General features: G+C 73.3%; 14 protein-coding genes. 12 read left to right on the top strand and 2 right to left on the bottom strand.

Features of this window, described 5'->3' with window-relative positions; all coding sequences use genetic code 11:
- The first annotated feature begins 4 nt into the window (after positions 1-4).
- Entirely contained in the window at positions 5-1081 is a 1077-nt protein-coding gene (locus AC4BGE_RS05235; protein WP_490570427.1) for a phosphatase PAP2 family protein, read from the top strand.
- Between the two features lie 208 nt (positions 1082-1289).
- Complete coding sequence (locus AC4BGE_RS05230; protein WP_490574579.1) at positions 1290-2747, top strand: C40 family peptidase; 1458 nt, start codon at positions 1290-1292, stop codon at positions 2745-2747.
- Positions 2748-2803: 56 nt separating this feature from the next.
- Here the strand turns inward: AC4BGE_RS05230 and AC4BGE_RS05225 are convergent, their stop codons facing one another.
- Positions 2804-3685 (bottom strand): sulfotransferase domain-containing protein, encoded by an 882-nt coding sequence (locus AC4BGE_RS05225; RefSeq protein WP_490574578.1) that lies wholly within the window; start codon positions 3683-3685, stop codon positions 2804-2806.
- A 118-nt stretch (positions 3686-3803) separates the two neighbouring features.
- Between AC4BGE_RS05225 and AC4BGE_RS05220 the strand changes: the two genes are divergently transcribed.
- From AC4BGE_RS05220 to AC4BGE_RS05195, 6 genes are all read left to right on the top strand, one after another.
- Positions 3804-5819, top strand: coding sequence for an acyl-CoA dehydrogenase family protein (locus AC4BGE_RS05220; RefSeq protein WP_490570424.1), 2016 nt, complete (start codon positions 3804-3806; stop codon positions 5817-5819).
- Positions 5816-6433 carry a hypothetical protein gene (locus tag AC4BGE_RS05215; protein ID WP_490574577.1) on the top strand — a complete coding sequence of 206 codons (618 nt, stop codon included), beginning with the start codon at positions 5816-5818 and terminating at the stop codon, positions 6431-6433. The genes AC4BGE_RS05220 and AC4BGE_RS05215 overlap by 4 nt, the downstream gene beginning before the upstream one ends.
- A gap of 107 nt (positions 6434-6540) precedes the next feature.
- The gene (locus AC4BGE_RS05210) at positions 6541-6768 is read left to right on the top strand and encodes a helix-turn-helix domain-containing protein (protein WP_490574576.1); all 228 of its coding nucleotides are present in this window, start codon (positions 6541-6543) and stop codon (positions 6766-6768) included.
- A 99-nt stretch (positions 6769-6867) separates the two neighbouring features.
- The gene (locus AC4BGE_RS05205; protein WP_490574575.1) at positions 6868-8160 is read left to right on the top strand and encodes an HNH endonuclease signature motif containing protein; all 1293 of its coding nucleotides are present in this window, start codon (positions 6868-6870) and stop codon (positions 8158-8160) included.
- A gap of 86 nt (positions 8161-8246) precedes the next feature.
- On the top strand, positions 8247-8822 hold the full coding sequence (locus AC4BGE_RS05200) for a carboxymuconolactone decarboxylase family protein (RefSeq protein WP_490574574.1): 576 nt from the start codon (positions 8247-8249) through the stop codon (positions 8820-8822).
- On the top strand, positions 8819-9730 hold the full coding sequence (locus AC4BGE_RS05195) for an RNA polymerase sigma-70 factor (RefSeq protein ID WP_490574573.1): 912 nt from the start codon (positions 8819-8821) through the stop codon (positions 9728-9730). Before AC4BGE_RS05200 ends, AC4BGE_RS05195 begins: the two co-directional genes overlap by 4 nt.
- A gap of 69 nt (positions 9731-9799) precedes the next feature.
- On the opposite strand, the gene AC4BGE_RS05190 is transcribed toward AC4BGE_RS05195, so the two are convergent.
- On the bottom strand, positions 9800-10339 hold the full coding sequence (locus tag AC4BGE_RS05190; RefSeq protein ID WP_490570659.1) for an inorganic diphosphatase: 540 nt from the start codon (positions 10337-10339) through the stop codon (positions 9800-9802).
- A 157-nt stretch (positions 10340-10496) separates the two neighbouring features.
- Here AC4BGE_RS05190 and dacB point away from each other — a divergent pair, with 157 nt between their 5' ends.
- Genes dacB through hpt form a run of 4 tightly spaced genes read left to right on the top strand, consistent with a single transcriptional unit; the run spans position 10497 to position 14705 of the window.
- Complete coding sequence (gene dacB, locus AC4BGE_RS05185) at positions 10497-12029, top strand: D-alanyl-D-alanine carboxypeptidase/D-alanyl-D-alanine endopeptidase (RefSeq protein WP_490574572.1); 1533 nt, start codon at positions 10497-10499, stop codon at positions 12027-12029.
- 9 nt (positions 12030-12038) lie between these two features.
- Positions 12039-13076: a zinc-dependent metalloprotease gene (locus tag AC4BGE_RS05180; protein WP_490574571.1), complete on the top strand. Its 1038-nt coding sequence runs from the start codon at positions 12039-12041 to the stop codon at positions 13074-13076.
- Between the two features lie 11 nt (positions 13077-13087).
- A complete protein-coding gene (gene tilS / locus AC4BGE_RS05175; RefSeq protein WP_490574570.1) occupies positions 13088-14143 on the top strand; it encodes a tRNA lysidine(34) synthetase TilS in 1056 nt (351 codons plus the stop codon).
- Positions 14144-14153: 10 nt separating this feature from the next.
- On the top strand, positions 14154-14705 hold the full coding sequence (gene hpt, locus AC4BGE_RS05170; RefSeq protein WP_490570416.1) for a hypoxanthine phosphoribosyltransferase: 552 nt from the start codon (positions 14154-14156) through the stop codon (positions 14703-14705).
- Positions 14706-14716: the final 11 nt, after the last annotated feature.

The following is a 14716-nucleotide window of genomic DNA, read 5'->3' as shown; positions in this document are numbered from 1 at the left end:
GGGGGTGTACCGCCGCGCCCACGTCCTCCTCATCGGAGTCGCGGCCACCATGGGGCTCCTGGCCCTGGTGGCCTCGATCTCCTTGGACCGACCGCTCGTGGACCCCGAGGGGTTCCTGGGCCCGGCCGCCGTCCGCCTGCCGCTGCTGGTCGGGGCGGCGCTGCTGGTCGACATGCTTCCCCGCTACTTCTGGGAGGGCATGGGACACCCTCGCGCCGGCTGGGAGGCGATGAAGAAGCGGTGGCACACCCACTGGAACCGGGAGCGCCTCACCCTCGTGGTGCTCGGCATCGTCTGCTTCTACCTCACCTACGTCAGCTACCGGAACCTCAAGTCGTTCCTGCCGTTCATCATGGGCGACACGAAGTACGACCGCGAGCTCCACGTGCTCGACCGGGCGATGTTCGGCGGCACCGAGCCGGCCGAGGTGCTGCACACGGTCTTCGGCACCAGCTTCAGTGCGTTCTTCCTCTCCACCATCTACCTCTGGTTCCTGCCGCTGGTGCCGATCGGCGTCGCGGTCTTCCTGGTCTGGTCGCGCAACATCACCTTCGGCTACTGGTTCGCCAACTCCCAGGTGCTGATCTGGACGCTGGGGACGGCCTCCTACTACGCGCTGCCCACCCTCGGCCCCGGCTTCCGCTACCCCTGGCTCTACGCCGACCTCCCCGACACCGGCACCAGTGCGTTGATGGAGTCGCTCTTCTACGTGCGCAAGGGGGTGATCCACGACGGGATCGAGGGTGCGGTGCAGTCGGTGGCTGGGTTCGCCAGCCTGCACACCGGCGTCACCCTGCTGGTCGCGCTGATGATCCAGTACACGATGCGCAGCCGCACCCTCAAGATCGTCTTCTGGGTCAACTTCGCGGTGACCGTCGTGGCCACCCTCTACTTCGGCTGGCACTACGTGGCCGACGACATCGCCGGGGTCGCGATCGCGCTGGTCTCCTTCTACGCCGGGGGCCTGGCCGCGGGGCAGAAGTTCACCAAGAGGGGCCTGCTCCTCAACTCGTCCTCGACGTCGTCGCGGGAGACGGTGGACCTGCCGGACGAGGTCGCGGAGCGAATTACACCAGTGTAGTTCGTCAAGGCGACACGCCGGTGTGGCGAAGAAAACTTGAGATTTGTGTTTCCAATGTGACGAAAGCGCACTACCGTGCCTGATGTGTCTCGGGCGGTGGGGAAGCCGCCCGAGGCGCAGCCGACTCGGTGACCCGCCGAGCGGCTGAGCTCCAGGCAGGTCCGGGCGGGCCCACGCAGGCCCCGCCGACCTAGGCGAGGGGAACACCGTGCGCAGGCGACGGCACCACCGCACCCGTGCGCGGCGACAGGTGCCCCTGACCGGTGCCCTGCTGGTGCTGCTCCTGGCGGCGACTCCCGCCGGGGCGACCGACGAGCCCGTGCCGTCCGCCGACGAGGTGGCGGCCGCCGAGCGGGCCACCGACACGGCCGCCCGCGGCGTCGCCGCGGTCCGGGCCGAGCTGGCGCTGGCCGGCCACGCGCTCGACGAGTCGGCGATCCGGGCGGCCCAGGCCGCGGAGACCGCCAACCGCACCGCCTGGGAGCTGACCCAGGCCGAGGCCGCTGCCGAAGCCGCCCGGGTCGCCGCCGCCGCCGCGACCGACGACCTGGCCCGGCAGCAGGAGGCGTACGGCGCGACCCTGGTCCGCTCCTACGAGACGGTCCCGCAGGTGGCGGGGCTGGCCGCCATGGTGGAGGCCGACGGGATCACCGACTACGTGGAGCGCTCGGTCACCACCGCCAACGCCGTCGAGGCGATGGAGGGCTCCTACGACCGCTTCCGGGCGTCCGCGACCTTGGCCGAGGTCGCGGTCACGGGCGCCGAGGACGCCGAGCGGCGCGCCGCCGAGCTCGCCGAGGAGGCGCGGCTGAGCCGGGAGTCGGCGGAGTCCGCCGCCGCCGTGGCCGCCGCCGAGGCGCAGCAGATCGCGGCGCGCAAGGCCGAGCTGGTGGCCGAGCTCGCCACCCTCCAGGGCATCAGCGTGCGGCTCGCCGAGCGGCGTCAGACCCGGCTGGAGCAGCGCGCGGCCGAGGCCGCCGCCCGGGCCGAGGAGCAGCGACGCCGCGAGGAGGCGGCGCAGGCGCGCCGCGCCGAGCGGGAGGCGGAGAAGCAGCGCGCCACCCCGACGCCGGCGCCCACCCCGACGTCCGCGCCGACGCCCACCCCGACCCGCACGCCCACGCCGGCGCCCACCCCGACCCGCAGGCCCGCGCCCACCCCGGCGTCCACGCCGGAGCCCACCCGGACCGCCACACCGACTCCGACAGCCACCCCGACCCCGACCCCGACGCCGACCCCGACGCCGACGCCGACCCCGACGCCGCCCCCGACGCCCGCTGCGCCGCCCACCCCGGCCCCCGCCTCGGGCGCCCCGGCCGCGATCGCCTTCGCCACCGCCCAGCTCGGCGACCCCTACCGCTGGGGTGCTGCCGGCCCCGACGCCTGGGACTGCTCCGGCCTGACCGCGATGGCCTGGGCGGCCGGGGGAGTGGCGCTGCCCCACTACTCCGCGGGTCAGTACGCCGCGTCCACGCCGGTCCGGCCCGCCCAGCTGGCGCCGGGCGACCTGGTCTTCTGGGGCTCGTCGTCGAGCCCGTCCTCGATCTACCACGTGGCGCTCTACGTCGGCGACGGGATGATCGTGCACGCGCCGCGCACCGGCCGGCCCGTGGTCAGGGAGTCGATGTACTACTGGCGCACGCCCAACTTCTACGCGCGCCCCTAGCGTCGCGGGTGCCTAGGGCCGAGCGCCCCTAGCGCGGTGCGGCCCCGGGCGGGCGGTCAGGCCGGGGCGACGCGGGTGGCGAAGCGCGCCGCCAGCTCGCCGGGGTCGAGATCGCCGGCCAGGATCCGCGCCGTGGGCCAGTGCGAGGTGTCGATCCCGGTGAGCCGGGCGAAGAGCGCGAGGTCGTCGGCATAGAGCCGGGCCAGGCCGTCGAGGTCCTCGGCGGTCGGCGCCGTCCCGGGCACCAGCTCGGCCCCGGCGTACCGGTTGCGCAGCGGCGGCCGCTGCTCGAAGCGGGGCAGTCCCAGGTGGTCGGTGACCCGGTCGAGGACCGTGTCGTAGTCGGCCAGCATCTGCCGGAACTCCAGCAGCAGCCACTGGTCCCGGTCGAAGACCTCGAAGCCGTGGGCGAGCTGGGCGCCGTAGAAGCCGCGGGCGATCCCCGAGAGGTGCTTGTAGCGCATCGGCCGCACCCCCTCGGGCAGGCTGGTGGGGAAGGTGGTGGGCCGGAACTCGGTGAGGAAGCCCGGCCAGTCGGGCCAGTCGGGGTGCCGGGTGCGCAGCATCGTCCAGTGCGAGAAGAGCCGCTCCAGCGGGTCGCGGAAGATCGCGATCAGCGGCATGTCCGGCTTGTAGGCCGCCATCCGCTCCAGCGCCTGGGGCCACATCAGGTAGACGGGGGTCGAGTCGCCCACCATCCGGTGGATCCGGGCCCGCTTCGGCGCGGTGTAGTCACGCTCGTAGTCGGGGTGCGCCCAGTCGTACTCCTCGTCGTTGAAGAAGTGCGCCTCCTTGCGCGGGGGGCGGCAGACCAGGGGGTGCTGGCTGATCGTGCCCGACAGGGTGGAGGTGCCGGACTTCTGGGCCCCGACGATCGAGAAGTTGTAGCCCAGCCGACCGAACGGGGTCTCCTCGGGCTCGGGACGGGGGGGAGTCACGGGGCTGAGGCTACCGACCGTCTCCGGTGCGGGCGCAGTGCGCCACCCGGTGCCGTGGCGGTACAGACCACTCCCGCCCCACGAATCCCTCTGCCTACTCGCGGGTACCGTCGGGGACATGACAGCCCAGAGCCTCTCCCCCGCCCAGGCCGCTGCCGCCGAGGAATCCGTCCAGGACAAGGGATACCGCCAGCCGGTCGTCGACGTCGAGGCGCTGACCCGCCTGCTGGACGGTAGGTACGGCGAGGTGCGCCAGCTCGTCCGCGACAACCTGGTCGACCACGCCGGCCTGCTCGCCGAGGCCGAGGAGCTGGACAGCGAAGCGTTCCGCGAGCGGGTCAAGGACGTCGTCCTCGAGCTCGCGGCCACGGGGCAGACCGGGATGGGACTGCCGCAGGAGTACGGCGGAGGCGGCGACGTCGGGGCCTCCATCGCCGCCTTCGAGACCCTCGCGCTCGGCGACCTCTCGGTGCTGGTCAAGGTCGGCGTGCAGTTCGGCCTCTTCGGCGGGGCGATCCTCCAGCTCGGCACGCAGGAGCACCACGAGCGCTGGATGGCCGACATCATCAGCGGGCGGCTGATGGGCTCCTTCGCGATGACCGAGACCGGGCACGGCTCCAACGTGCAGGCGCTGGGCACCGTCGCGGTCTACGACCCCGAGACGGCCGAGTTCGTGATCACCACCCCCGACGAGGCCTCCCGCAAGGACTACATCGGCAACGCCGCCCGGCACGCCGAGCTGGCCGTGGTCTTCGCCCAGCTCGAGGTGGCCGGCGAGCGGCACGGCGTGCACGCCTTCGTCGTCCCCGTCCGGGTCGACGGCGAGCCCGCTCCCGGCGTCCGGATCGAGGACTGCGGCGCCAAGATGGGGCTCAACGGCGTCGACAACGGACGCTTCTGGTTCGACGGCGTCCGGGTACCCCGCGCCAACCTGCTCAACAAGTTCGCCGAGGTCAGCGAGGACGGCGTCTACAGCAGCCCGATCGAGAGCCCCGGCCGGCGCTTCTTCACCATGCTGGGCACCCTCGTGCAGGGTCGCGTCTCGGTCGGCGGTGCGGCGATCAACGCGGCCAAGGTGGCGCTGGCCATCGCCGTGAAGTACGCCGACAAGCGGCGCCAGTTCGAGGCCGCCGACCCCGACAGCGAGCAGCTCCTCCTCGACTACGGCATGCACCAGCGCCGGCTGCTGCCGCTGCTCGCGGAGAACTACGCCATGCACTTCGCCCAGGAGGTGGTCGCCGGCCAGCTCCACGACGTCTTCTCCGGCATCACCGACGACCCGGAGACCCGGCGGCTGCTGGAGTCGCGGGCCGCGGGCACCAAGGCCTACGGCACCTGGCACGCCACCCGCACCATCCAGGAGTGCCGCGAGGCCTGCGGCGGTGCGGGCTACCTGTCGACCAACCGGTTCCACGCCCTCAAGGCCGACACCGACGTCTTCACCACCTTCGAGGGCGACAACCACGTCCTGCTCCAGCTGGTCGCCAAGGGCCTGCTCACCGACTACGCCGGCGAGTTCGAGGAGATGGACCAGTTCGGGATGGTCCGCTTCGTCACCGGCCTCGCCGTCGAGACGGTGCTGGAGAAGAGCGCGGTCCACAAGCTGCTCGAGCGGATCAAGGACGTGCTGCCCGGCGGTGACGAGTGGGACCAGGAGGCCGGCCTGCTCGACCCCAACTACCAGCTGGCGATGCTCCGCTTCCGCGAGGAGCACATGCTCGGCGGGGTGGCCCGGCGCCTCAAGGCGGGGGTCGACGGGGGCGGCAACCCCGGCGAGGTCTTCTCCCGCGTCCAGGACCACGTGATCGCCACCGCCCGCGCCCACGTGGAGCGGCTGGTCCTCGAGGCGTTCGTGACCAAGGCCGCCGAGCTGCCCGAGGGTGACAACAAGGTCGCGCTCAACCTGCTCTGCGACCTCTACGCCCTCTCCCGCATCGAGGCCGACCGGGCCTGGTTCATGGAGCACGGCCGGCTCTCCATCGCCCGGAGCAAGGCGATCACCCGCGAGGTCACCAGCCTGTGCCGCAAGATCCGTCCGATCGCGGTCGACCTGGTCGACGCCTTCGGCATCCCGCGCGTCCTGCTGCGCTCCGAGGAGCTGCTGGCCGACGAGGCCGTGGGGGTCGACCGATGACCTTCGGCGGGCTGCCCGTCCGGTGGGAGCCGGAGGGCCCGAGCCGGGGGCTGGCGCTGGTCCTGCCGGGGCGCGCCTACGCCCCCAGCGCGCCGCTGCTGGAGTTCGCCCGCCGTGCGCTGCTGCAGCACGGCTTCACCGTGCGGCAGGTCTGGTGGGACACCACGGCGATGACCCCGGCCGACAACGACGCGCCCGAGGCCTGGGTGCGGCGGCACGTCGAGGAGGCGCTGGTCGAGGAAGGGCTGGCCGAGGAAGGAGTGGCCGGAGCGGGGGACGGCCGGGTGCTCGTGGTCGGCAAGTCGCTCGGCACCTTCGCCGCGTCGTACGCCGCGGAGCGCGGCCTCGACGCCCTCTGGCTCACCCCGCTGCTGACGCGGCCGGAGGTGGCGGAGGCGATCGCCTCCAACACCGGGCGACAGCTGCTGGTCGGAGGGCTGGCCGACGAGGCCTGGGACGCCGACGTGGCGGCCGAGCTGGTGCGCAGCGGTCACGACGTCCTGGAGATCCCGGGGGCGGACCACTCGATGAGCACCCGGGACGCGGTGCGGTCGGCGGAGATCCAGTACGCCGTGGCCGAGGCGACGGAGCTCTTCCTGCGCCGACTGGACTGACCGCCCCTGCCATCCGCCATCATTTCGCAGATCCGGGTGAGGGACACACCCAGGGTGGACTCAAGGGGTTGTTGCAACTCCTATCGATCCAGTAGCGGTTGCGGTCCATGCCAGGAGCACGGTTGACGGTCGAGCAGCGACGGACGATCGAGAGGTCGTATCGGATCGGGTTGTCGCAGGGGCAGATCGCCTCGATCGTGGGGGTGCACAAGTCGACGATCTGCCGTGAGCTGGCCAGGAGCTTCTCAGCGCCGGGGGCCCGGTCCCCCAGGCGCGCTACGCAGGCACACTCCAGGACAGGCACTCAACAAGACGCTCGTTGCATCAGCCCATGAGTCCACCACCCCAGTAAGCCGGGAAAGTGGCCGGCTAGTTATCGCACATGCTATCGAATACAGTCCAGAACTGTCGGTGGTCTTCCGTAGGTTGTGGGTATGAGCCGGCCGGTGACCCCCGAGGAGACGCACCCCGTCCTGGGCTGCGCGGCGGTGATCGAGGCGGCGCTCAGCGAGGTGGCCGTCCTGGATCCGGTCTTCATGAGCGTCGCCGCGAAGCGCGAGGCGCTGGTGGTCCTGGACCGGTTGGTGTCCAGGGTGACCGCACTCCAGACCCGGGTCGTCGCGGCCTCCGAGGACGTCGCGGCCGCTGAAGGTCACCGCGACGTCGCGTCCTGGCTCCTTCACCGGACCCGCCGCGACCGGCACCACCACCGTCGGCTCCTACGCCTCGCCCGGGCCTGCGACGAGCGGTGGCACGACCTCGGCGCCGCCCTGGAGACGGGTGCGGTCAACACCGACCAGGGACAGGTGATCGCCCGGGCGCTGGACGACCTCGACCGCGTGCTCGGCGACCTCGCCGCCGACCCCCGGATCAGTCCGGCCCTCACGCCCGATCGTCGGGCCGAGGTGCTGTCCCTGGCCCAGGAGCACCTGCTACGGGAGGCCGCGACCTTCGGGCCGCGTGACCTGGCCCGGATCGGCGCGAAGATCCTCCACGTCATCGCCCCGCACCTCGACGAGGATGCTGAGGGCAAGAAACTGGCCGACGAGGATCGCCACGCCCGACGCGTCACGACCCTGTCCACCCAGAGCCTCGGCGACGGGACCACGCTGGTCAAGGCCCGCGTCCCGGACCACGTCGCGGCCCGGCTGGTCACCACCTTGGAGGCGTTCACCAACCCGCGTGGAGGAGCGAGCGACGGCACCGGGGAGCGGCTGCCCTACGACCTGCGGCTCGGCCAGGCCTTCTGCTCCCTGCTCGAGGGGCTCGACCCCGGCCGGCTGCCGATCCACGGCGGGAACGCCACCCAGCTCGTCATCACGATGCAGCTCCCGGACCTTCTCGAGGGCCTGGGTGCGGGCACCCTGGCCGACGGGCAGGCGATCAGTGCCGGTCAGGTGCGCCGGCTCGCCTGCACCGCCGACCTGGTCCCCGCCGTCCTCGGCACCCGGTCCGAGCCCCTCGACCTCGCCCGCACCGCCCGACTCTTCTCCCCGGGCCAACGCAAGGCCCTCGCCCTGCGCGACCGGCACTGCCGAGCCGAGGGGTGCACCATCCCCGCCACCTGGTGCGAGGCCCACCACCTCACTCCCTGGATCCGGTGGGGCCCCACGGACCTCGACAACGGACTCCTGCTCTGTTCGCACCACCATCACCGCATCCACGACGACCGCTACCTGACCAAGCGCCTCCCCAACGGCGATATCCGCTATGCCCGACGCAGATAGCCGTCGACCTGTCACAGATCGACCGTGGGCGGTGTCTCCATGTCGACAGCCCGGCACCGGCAGGGTGCTCAGCAGATGGAGGAGAGATGTCCAGCAGCTTCCGGATCCCGCAGGCCCGACCCGACGGCGCCTACGGCGCGGTGATGACCCGTATCGCTCGGCGGATGTGGGGCAAGGTGCCCGACAGCGCCTACGTGCTCTGGCACAACCGGGCGGTGACGAGGACGATCTTCGGTTTCGAGCGCAAGGTCGCGTCGTGGTCGGCGCTCGACGCCCACCTCAAGACCTATGCGGTGATGGCCTCCGCGGGCAGCATCGGCTGCTCCTGGTGCCTCGACTTCGGCTACTTCATGGCCCGCGAGGACGGTCTCGACCTGGCGAAGGTCCGCGAGGTGCCGCGCTGGCGGGAGTCCGAGGTCTTCTCCTCGCTCGAGCGCGACGTGATGGCCTACGCCGAGGCGATGACGGTCACCCCGCCGACCGTGACCGACGAGATGGTCGCCGGTCTGGGCCGGGCGCTGGGGCACGCGGCGGTCGTGGAGCTGACGATGATGGTCGCGGTGGAGAACCAGCGCTCCCGGTTCAACTCCGCGATGGGACTGGCGAGCCAGGGCTATTCCGACGTCTGCGAGCTGCCGCTCGCCGTACCCTCGACCGCGTGAGCGACACCGGACGGGGGAGCGCAGGGCAGGGGAGCGTGGCAGGCGCCACCGACGACTTCGTCCGGCACCGCAGCCTGCTCTTCACCGTGGCCTACGAGATGCTGGGCTCCGCCGTCGACGCCGAGGACGTGCTGCAGGAGACGTGGCTGCGCTGGGCCGAGGTCGACCACGAGCAGGTCCGCGACCCGCGGGCCTACCTGGTGCGCACCACCGCCCGGCAGGCGCTCAACCGGCTGCGCGCGGTGTCACGGCGTCGCGAGGAGTACGTCGGACCCTGGCTGCCGGAGCCGCTGCTCACCGCCCCCGACGTAGCCGACGACGTGGTGCTGGCCGAGGGCGTCTCGACCGCGATGCTGCTGGTGCTGGAGACCCTGCCCCCGGCCGAGCGGGCGGTCTTCGTGCTGCGCGAGGTCTTCGACCTGCCGCACGACGAGATCGCCCGGGCTCTGGGGCGCAGCTCCGCGGCCGTGCGCCAGCTCGCCCACCGGGCGCGCGAGCACGTGGCCGCGCGCCGGCCGCGGGCCCGGGTCGACCCCGAGGAGGCGCGGGAGGTGATCGAGCGGTTCCGGGTCGCCACCGAGACCGGTGACCTCCAGCAGCTGCTCGACGTCCTCTCCCCGGACGTGGTGCTCACCACCGACGGCGGCGGGCAGGTGCACGCCGCGCTGCGCCCGATCGTGGGGGTGGAGAAGGTGCTGCGCTTCCTCACCGGCGTCCGGCCGGAGTCGGCGGTGCTGGAGCCGATCTGGCTCAACGGCGCGCCGGCGATGCGGTTCGTCCTCGACGGGGTGCCCGACGGGATCGCCACCATGCTGGTCGAGGGCGGGCGGGTGACCGCGCTCTACCTGGTGCGCAACCCGGAGAAGCTGCGGGCGCTCGAGGTCGAGGCGGCGCTCTCCCGGAGATGACAGAACCGGGTGCGCCGCGCGGGAGATCCCGTGCTGCGCACCCGGCTCAGGGCCCGGAGGGGGCCGGTGTCAGGAGTTCTTCTCGCCCAGGCTGTCGTCGGCGAGGTTGGCCACGTCGTCGCCGTGGCCCTCGGTCTTGAAGCGCTCGAAGGAGGCGTGCACCTCGGCGATCGCCTCGTCCTTGCCGACCCACTCGGCGCCCTCGACCGACTTGCCGGGCTCCAGGTCCTTGTAGACCTCGAAGAAGTGCTGGATCTCGAGCCGGTCGAACTTCGACACGTCGCCGATGTCCTGCAGGTGCTCCATGCGCGGGTCGTGCGTGGGCACGCACAGCACCTTGTCGTCGCCGCCGGCCTCGTCGGTCATCCGGAACATGCCGATCGCCCGGCAGGCGATCAGGCAGCCCGGGAAGGTCGGGGCGCCGAGGATCACGAGCGCGTCCAGCGGGTCGCCGTCCTGGCCCAGGGTGTTCTCGATGTAGCCGTAGTCGGCCGGGTAGGCGGTCGAGGTGAAGAGCATCCGGTCCAGACGGAGCCGCCCGGAGTGGTGGTCGACCTCGTACTTGTTGCGCTCGCCCTTGGGGATCTCGACCAGCACGTCGAACTCCAGCACGGATTTCACCTCGTCATCTCTACGTCAGCGGTTGTGGGCCACGGCGACCAGCTTCACCTGCCGGCGGTGACAACCGCCAGGGGAGTCCCCGGGACGTGACGGGGGTGATTGTCGCGCACAATGGGCGCGCACACACACTCGGGAGGAGGTAGCCGTGACGCGACGTGACGCAGGCCACACGTCGCCGACGCGTCCGCGAGGCCCCGGCAAGGTCGCCCACTGGCTGCCGACCCTGCTGGTCCTGGTCCTCCTGGGCGGCGCCGCCGCGGCCTGGCAGCAGGGCTGGGGAGCGACCCACCTGGGCTGGGGGAGTGAGCCGGAGCGGGGTCCGGAGGCCCGGACGGCGCTGGCCCTGCCCGCCCCGGCGGACCCGCTGCCGGTGGCCGAGCCGGCGACGCCGGCGCCGCTCGACCCGGCCGCGGTGCGCGCGGCGATCGGCGACGGGCTGCGCGACGACGCCCTGGGCGACCACGTGGTGGCCGCGGTCGCCGACCTGGCGGGGGGTGAGCCGGTGCTGACCCGGGGGCGAGGTCGGGTGCTGCCGGCCTCGACGACCAAGCTGCTCACCGGCGTGGCCGCGCTCGAGGTGATGCCTCCCGAGACCCGCTTCCGGACCCGGGTCGTCGAGGGCGCCAAGGACGGCCAGGTGGTGCTCGTCGGGGGTGGCGACCCGCTGCTCGCCGCGGAACCGGACCCGGCCGCCGCGTCCGAGGGGTCGGCCGGACCCGCACGGGCCGACGTCGTCACCCTCGCCGGGCTGGTCGCCGAGGAGCTCGTGGCCGGCCGGCAGGCCAGGGCCGAGCCGGACGCGGGTGCGGGTGCGCCCAAGGTGCGGGTCCGCTACGACACCAGCCTCTTCACCGGAGGGCAGGAGAGTGCCCACTGGCGCCCCGACTACGTCCGCGACGGCATCGTCTCGCCGATCGTCCCCCTGTGGGTCGACTCCGGCCGTGACGACTCGGGGTGGGGCCGGGTGGCCGACCCGGCCCGGGTGGCCGCCGAGAGGTTCGCCGACGCGCTGCGCGCCGCCGGGGTGCGGGTGGTCGGCGAGCCCCGGCCCGCCGTCGCCCCGCCGGGAGCCGCCGAGCTGGCCGCGGTCGAGTCGGCCCCGCTGGACCAGCTGGTGGCCCGGATGATCGAGGTCAGCGACAACGAGACCGCGGAGGTGCTCGCCCACCACGTCGGGCTGGTCACCTCGGGGGTCGGCAGCTTCGAGGCCGGTGCCGCCGGGACGACGCAGGCCCTGGCCGACCTGGGCCTCGACGTCTCCGGTGACCGGATCCACGACGGCTCCGGCCTCTCCCGGGCCAACCGGATCTCGGCGCGCACCCTGCTGGAGGTGGTGCGGCTGGCCGCCTCGCCCCAGCACCCCCGGCTGCGTGCCGTGGTCGAGGGGCTCCCGGTGGCCGGCTTCAGCGGGTCGCTGGCGCTCCGCTTCGGCGAGGGCGCGCCGCAGGGGCCCGGCCGGGTCCGCGCCAAGACCGGCACCCTCACCGGGGTGCACTCGCTGGCCGGCCTGGTGGTCGACCTGCAGGGCAACGCCATGGCCTTCGTGCTGGCCGCCGACCGGGTGCCGGCCGACCGGAGCCTGGACGCCCGCGAGGCGCTGGACGCCGTGGCCGCCTCGCTGGCCGCCTGCTCCTGCGGGCCTCCCGAGGCCCCTGCCCCGTCGGGGGGCGGCGGCTAGGGTCGGCCCATGACGTCACAGGGCATGGTCGACTGGGAGCTCGCGGCACGCATCGGCGCACGTGCCGCCGGCGCCGGCCCGGAGGTGAGCGCGGCCGAGGCGGCCGACGCCGTCGCCGAGCTGCGTGCCGGGGCCGAGCGCTCCACCGGCCTGGTCTCGGAGTTCACCGGGCTGGAGGCCGCCTGGGGTGAGGCCCCGGTGCTCGTCGTCGACCGGGCCGGCTGGGTGCAGGCCAACGCCGACAGCTTCGCCCGGATCATCGACCCCCTCGCCGACCGTCTCGCCGCCCGCAAGGGCGCTCCGCGGGGGATCGCCCAGGCCGTCGGCTCCCGGGTGACCGCGGCCGAGGTCGGGGGGCTGCTCGGCTTCCTCGGCGGCAAGGTGCTCGGCCAGTTCGACCCGTTCCACGAGCCCGCCGGCCGGTTGCTGCTGGTGGCCCCCAACGTCGTCCACGTGGAGCGCGAGATCGAGGCCGACCCCCACGACTTCCGCCTGTGGGTCTGCCTGCACGAGGAGACCCACCGGGTGCAGTTCACCGCGGTCCCGTGGATGCGCGAGCACCTCTTCTCCCTGATGGACCAGCTCGTGGGCTCCGTGCGGCCCGACGAGATGGCCGACGACCTCCTGGCCCGGGTCTCCGAGGTGGTCCGCGGCGCCAAGGAGGGCAGGAGCCTGCTGGAGCTGGTCGGCTCCCCCGAGCAGCGCCGGCTGATCGACCAGGTGACCGGGGTGATGTCCCTGCTCGAGGGGCACGCCGACGTGGTGATGGACGGCGTCGGCCCCGAGGTCATCGCGTCGGTCGCCGCGATCCGCCGCCGCTTCGACCAGCGGCGCGGCGGCGTGGGCACCCTGGACCGGCTGCTGCGCCGGCTGATGGGGCTCGACGCCAAGATGGCGCAGTACCGCGACGGCGCCGTCTTCGTGCGCACGGTGGTGGACCTGGTCGGGATGGACGGCTTCAACGCGGTCTGGGACGAGCCGGGCAACCTGCCGTCCAAGGCGGAGATCCACGAACCCGGCGCCTGGGTGGCCCGGGTGCACGGCTGAGGCGGCCGGTCGTGGTGGGTCCCGACCCCGCGGTGGCGGCCACCCGGGTGGCGGTCCGGCGCACCCTCGCCGCGCTGCCGGACGACGCGCCCACCGTCCTCGTCGCCTGCAGCGGCGGTGCGGACTCGCTGGCCCTGCTCGCCGCCTGTGTCTTCGAGGCCCGCGAGCGACCGGGCAGCCGCCCGGTGCGGGTGGTGGGGGTGACCGTCGACCACGGCCTGCAGCCGGGGTCGGAGGAGCAGGCGGCCCGGGTGGTGGCCCAGATGGAGGCCCTCGGTGTCGCCGAGACCTTCAGCGCCCGGGTCCGGGTGAGCGCGCTCGGCCGGGGCCCGGAGGCGGCGGCCCGGGAGGCGCGCTACGCGGTGCTCGGCGAGGTGGCCTCGCGCACCGGTGCCGCAGTCGTGCTCCTGGGCCACACCCTGGACGACCAGGCCGAGACCGTGCTGCTGGGCCTGACCCGGGGGAGCGGGGGCCGGTCGATCGCCGGCATGCGGGGCGTCCTGGAGCGGGACGGGACGACCTACGCCCGGCCGCTGCTCGACCTGAGGCGGGCGCAGACCGAGCGGGCCTGCGTGGCCCAGGGCCTCGACTTCTGGACCGACCCCCACAACGCCGACCCGCGGTTCCTGCGCTCCCGGGTCCGCCACGACGTGCTCCCGGTGCTGGAGCGCGAGCTGGGCCCGGGGGTCGCGGAGACGCTGGCCCGGACCGCCGAGTCGCTGCGCGTCGACCTGGAGGGCCTCGACGACCTGGCCGAGGCCGCCCTCGCCGAGGCGTCGCCCCCTGGGGGGGGCGCTGCGGGTGGCCTCTCGGTCCGGGCGCTCGCGTCGCAGCCCTCCGCCGTGCGCCGCCGGGTGCTGCGGCTGGCCGCCCTGGGTGCGGGCGCCCTCGGCGGCGAGCTCGCGCACGCCCACGTGCTCGCCCTGGAGGAGCTGGTGACGCGCTGGCGCGGGCAGCGCGGGGTCGAGCTGCCCGGCCACGTGCGCGCCGTGCGCCGCCGCGACCCGTCGCAGGGCGACCGGGTGTACTTCGAGCGGACCCGCGGCACCGGGGACGGCGCGGGTTAGGGTTCTCGGCATGGAGACCACCGATGTGGAGAACGACCTGGTCAACGTGCTCTTCACCGAGGAGGCGATCCAGGCCCGGCTCGCCGAGATGGCGGAGCAGATCGCGGCCGACTACGAGGGCCGCGAGATCCTGATGGTCGGCGTGCTGCGCGGCGCGGTGATGGTGATGGCCGACCTGGCCCGCGCCCTCCCGGTGCACGTGGAGATGGACTGGATGGCCATCAGCTCCTACGGCGCCGGCACCAAGTCGAGCGGGGTCGTGCGGATCCTCAAGGACCTCGACACCGACATCAGCGGCCGCGACGTGCTGATCGTCGACGAGATCATCGACACCGGCCTCACCCTGAGCTGGCTGGTCAACAGCCTGAGCACCCGCAACCCCGCCTCGATCGAGATCGCGACGCTGCTCCGCAAGCCGGAGGCGATGTCGATGCCGGTGGAGCCGAAGTACGTCGGGTGGGACATCCCCAACGAGTTCGTCGTGGGCTACGGCCTCGACTACCGCGAGCGGTATCGCAACCTGCGCGACATCGGCACCCTCGCCCCGCACGTCTACTCCTGAGCCGTCCCTGG

It is taken from the genome of Nocardioides sp. Z50_6, from assembly GCF_058215755.1.
Note: the sequence above shows the minus strand (reverse complement) of the source record. Positions and strands in the feature narration are given on the sequence as shown.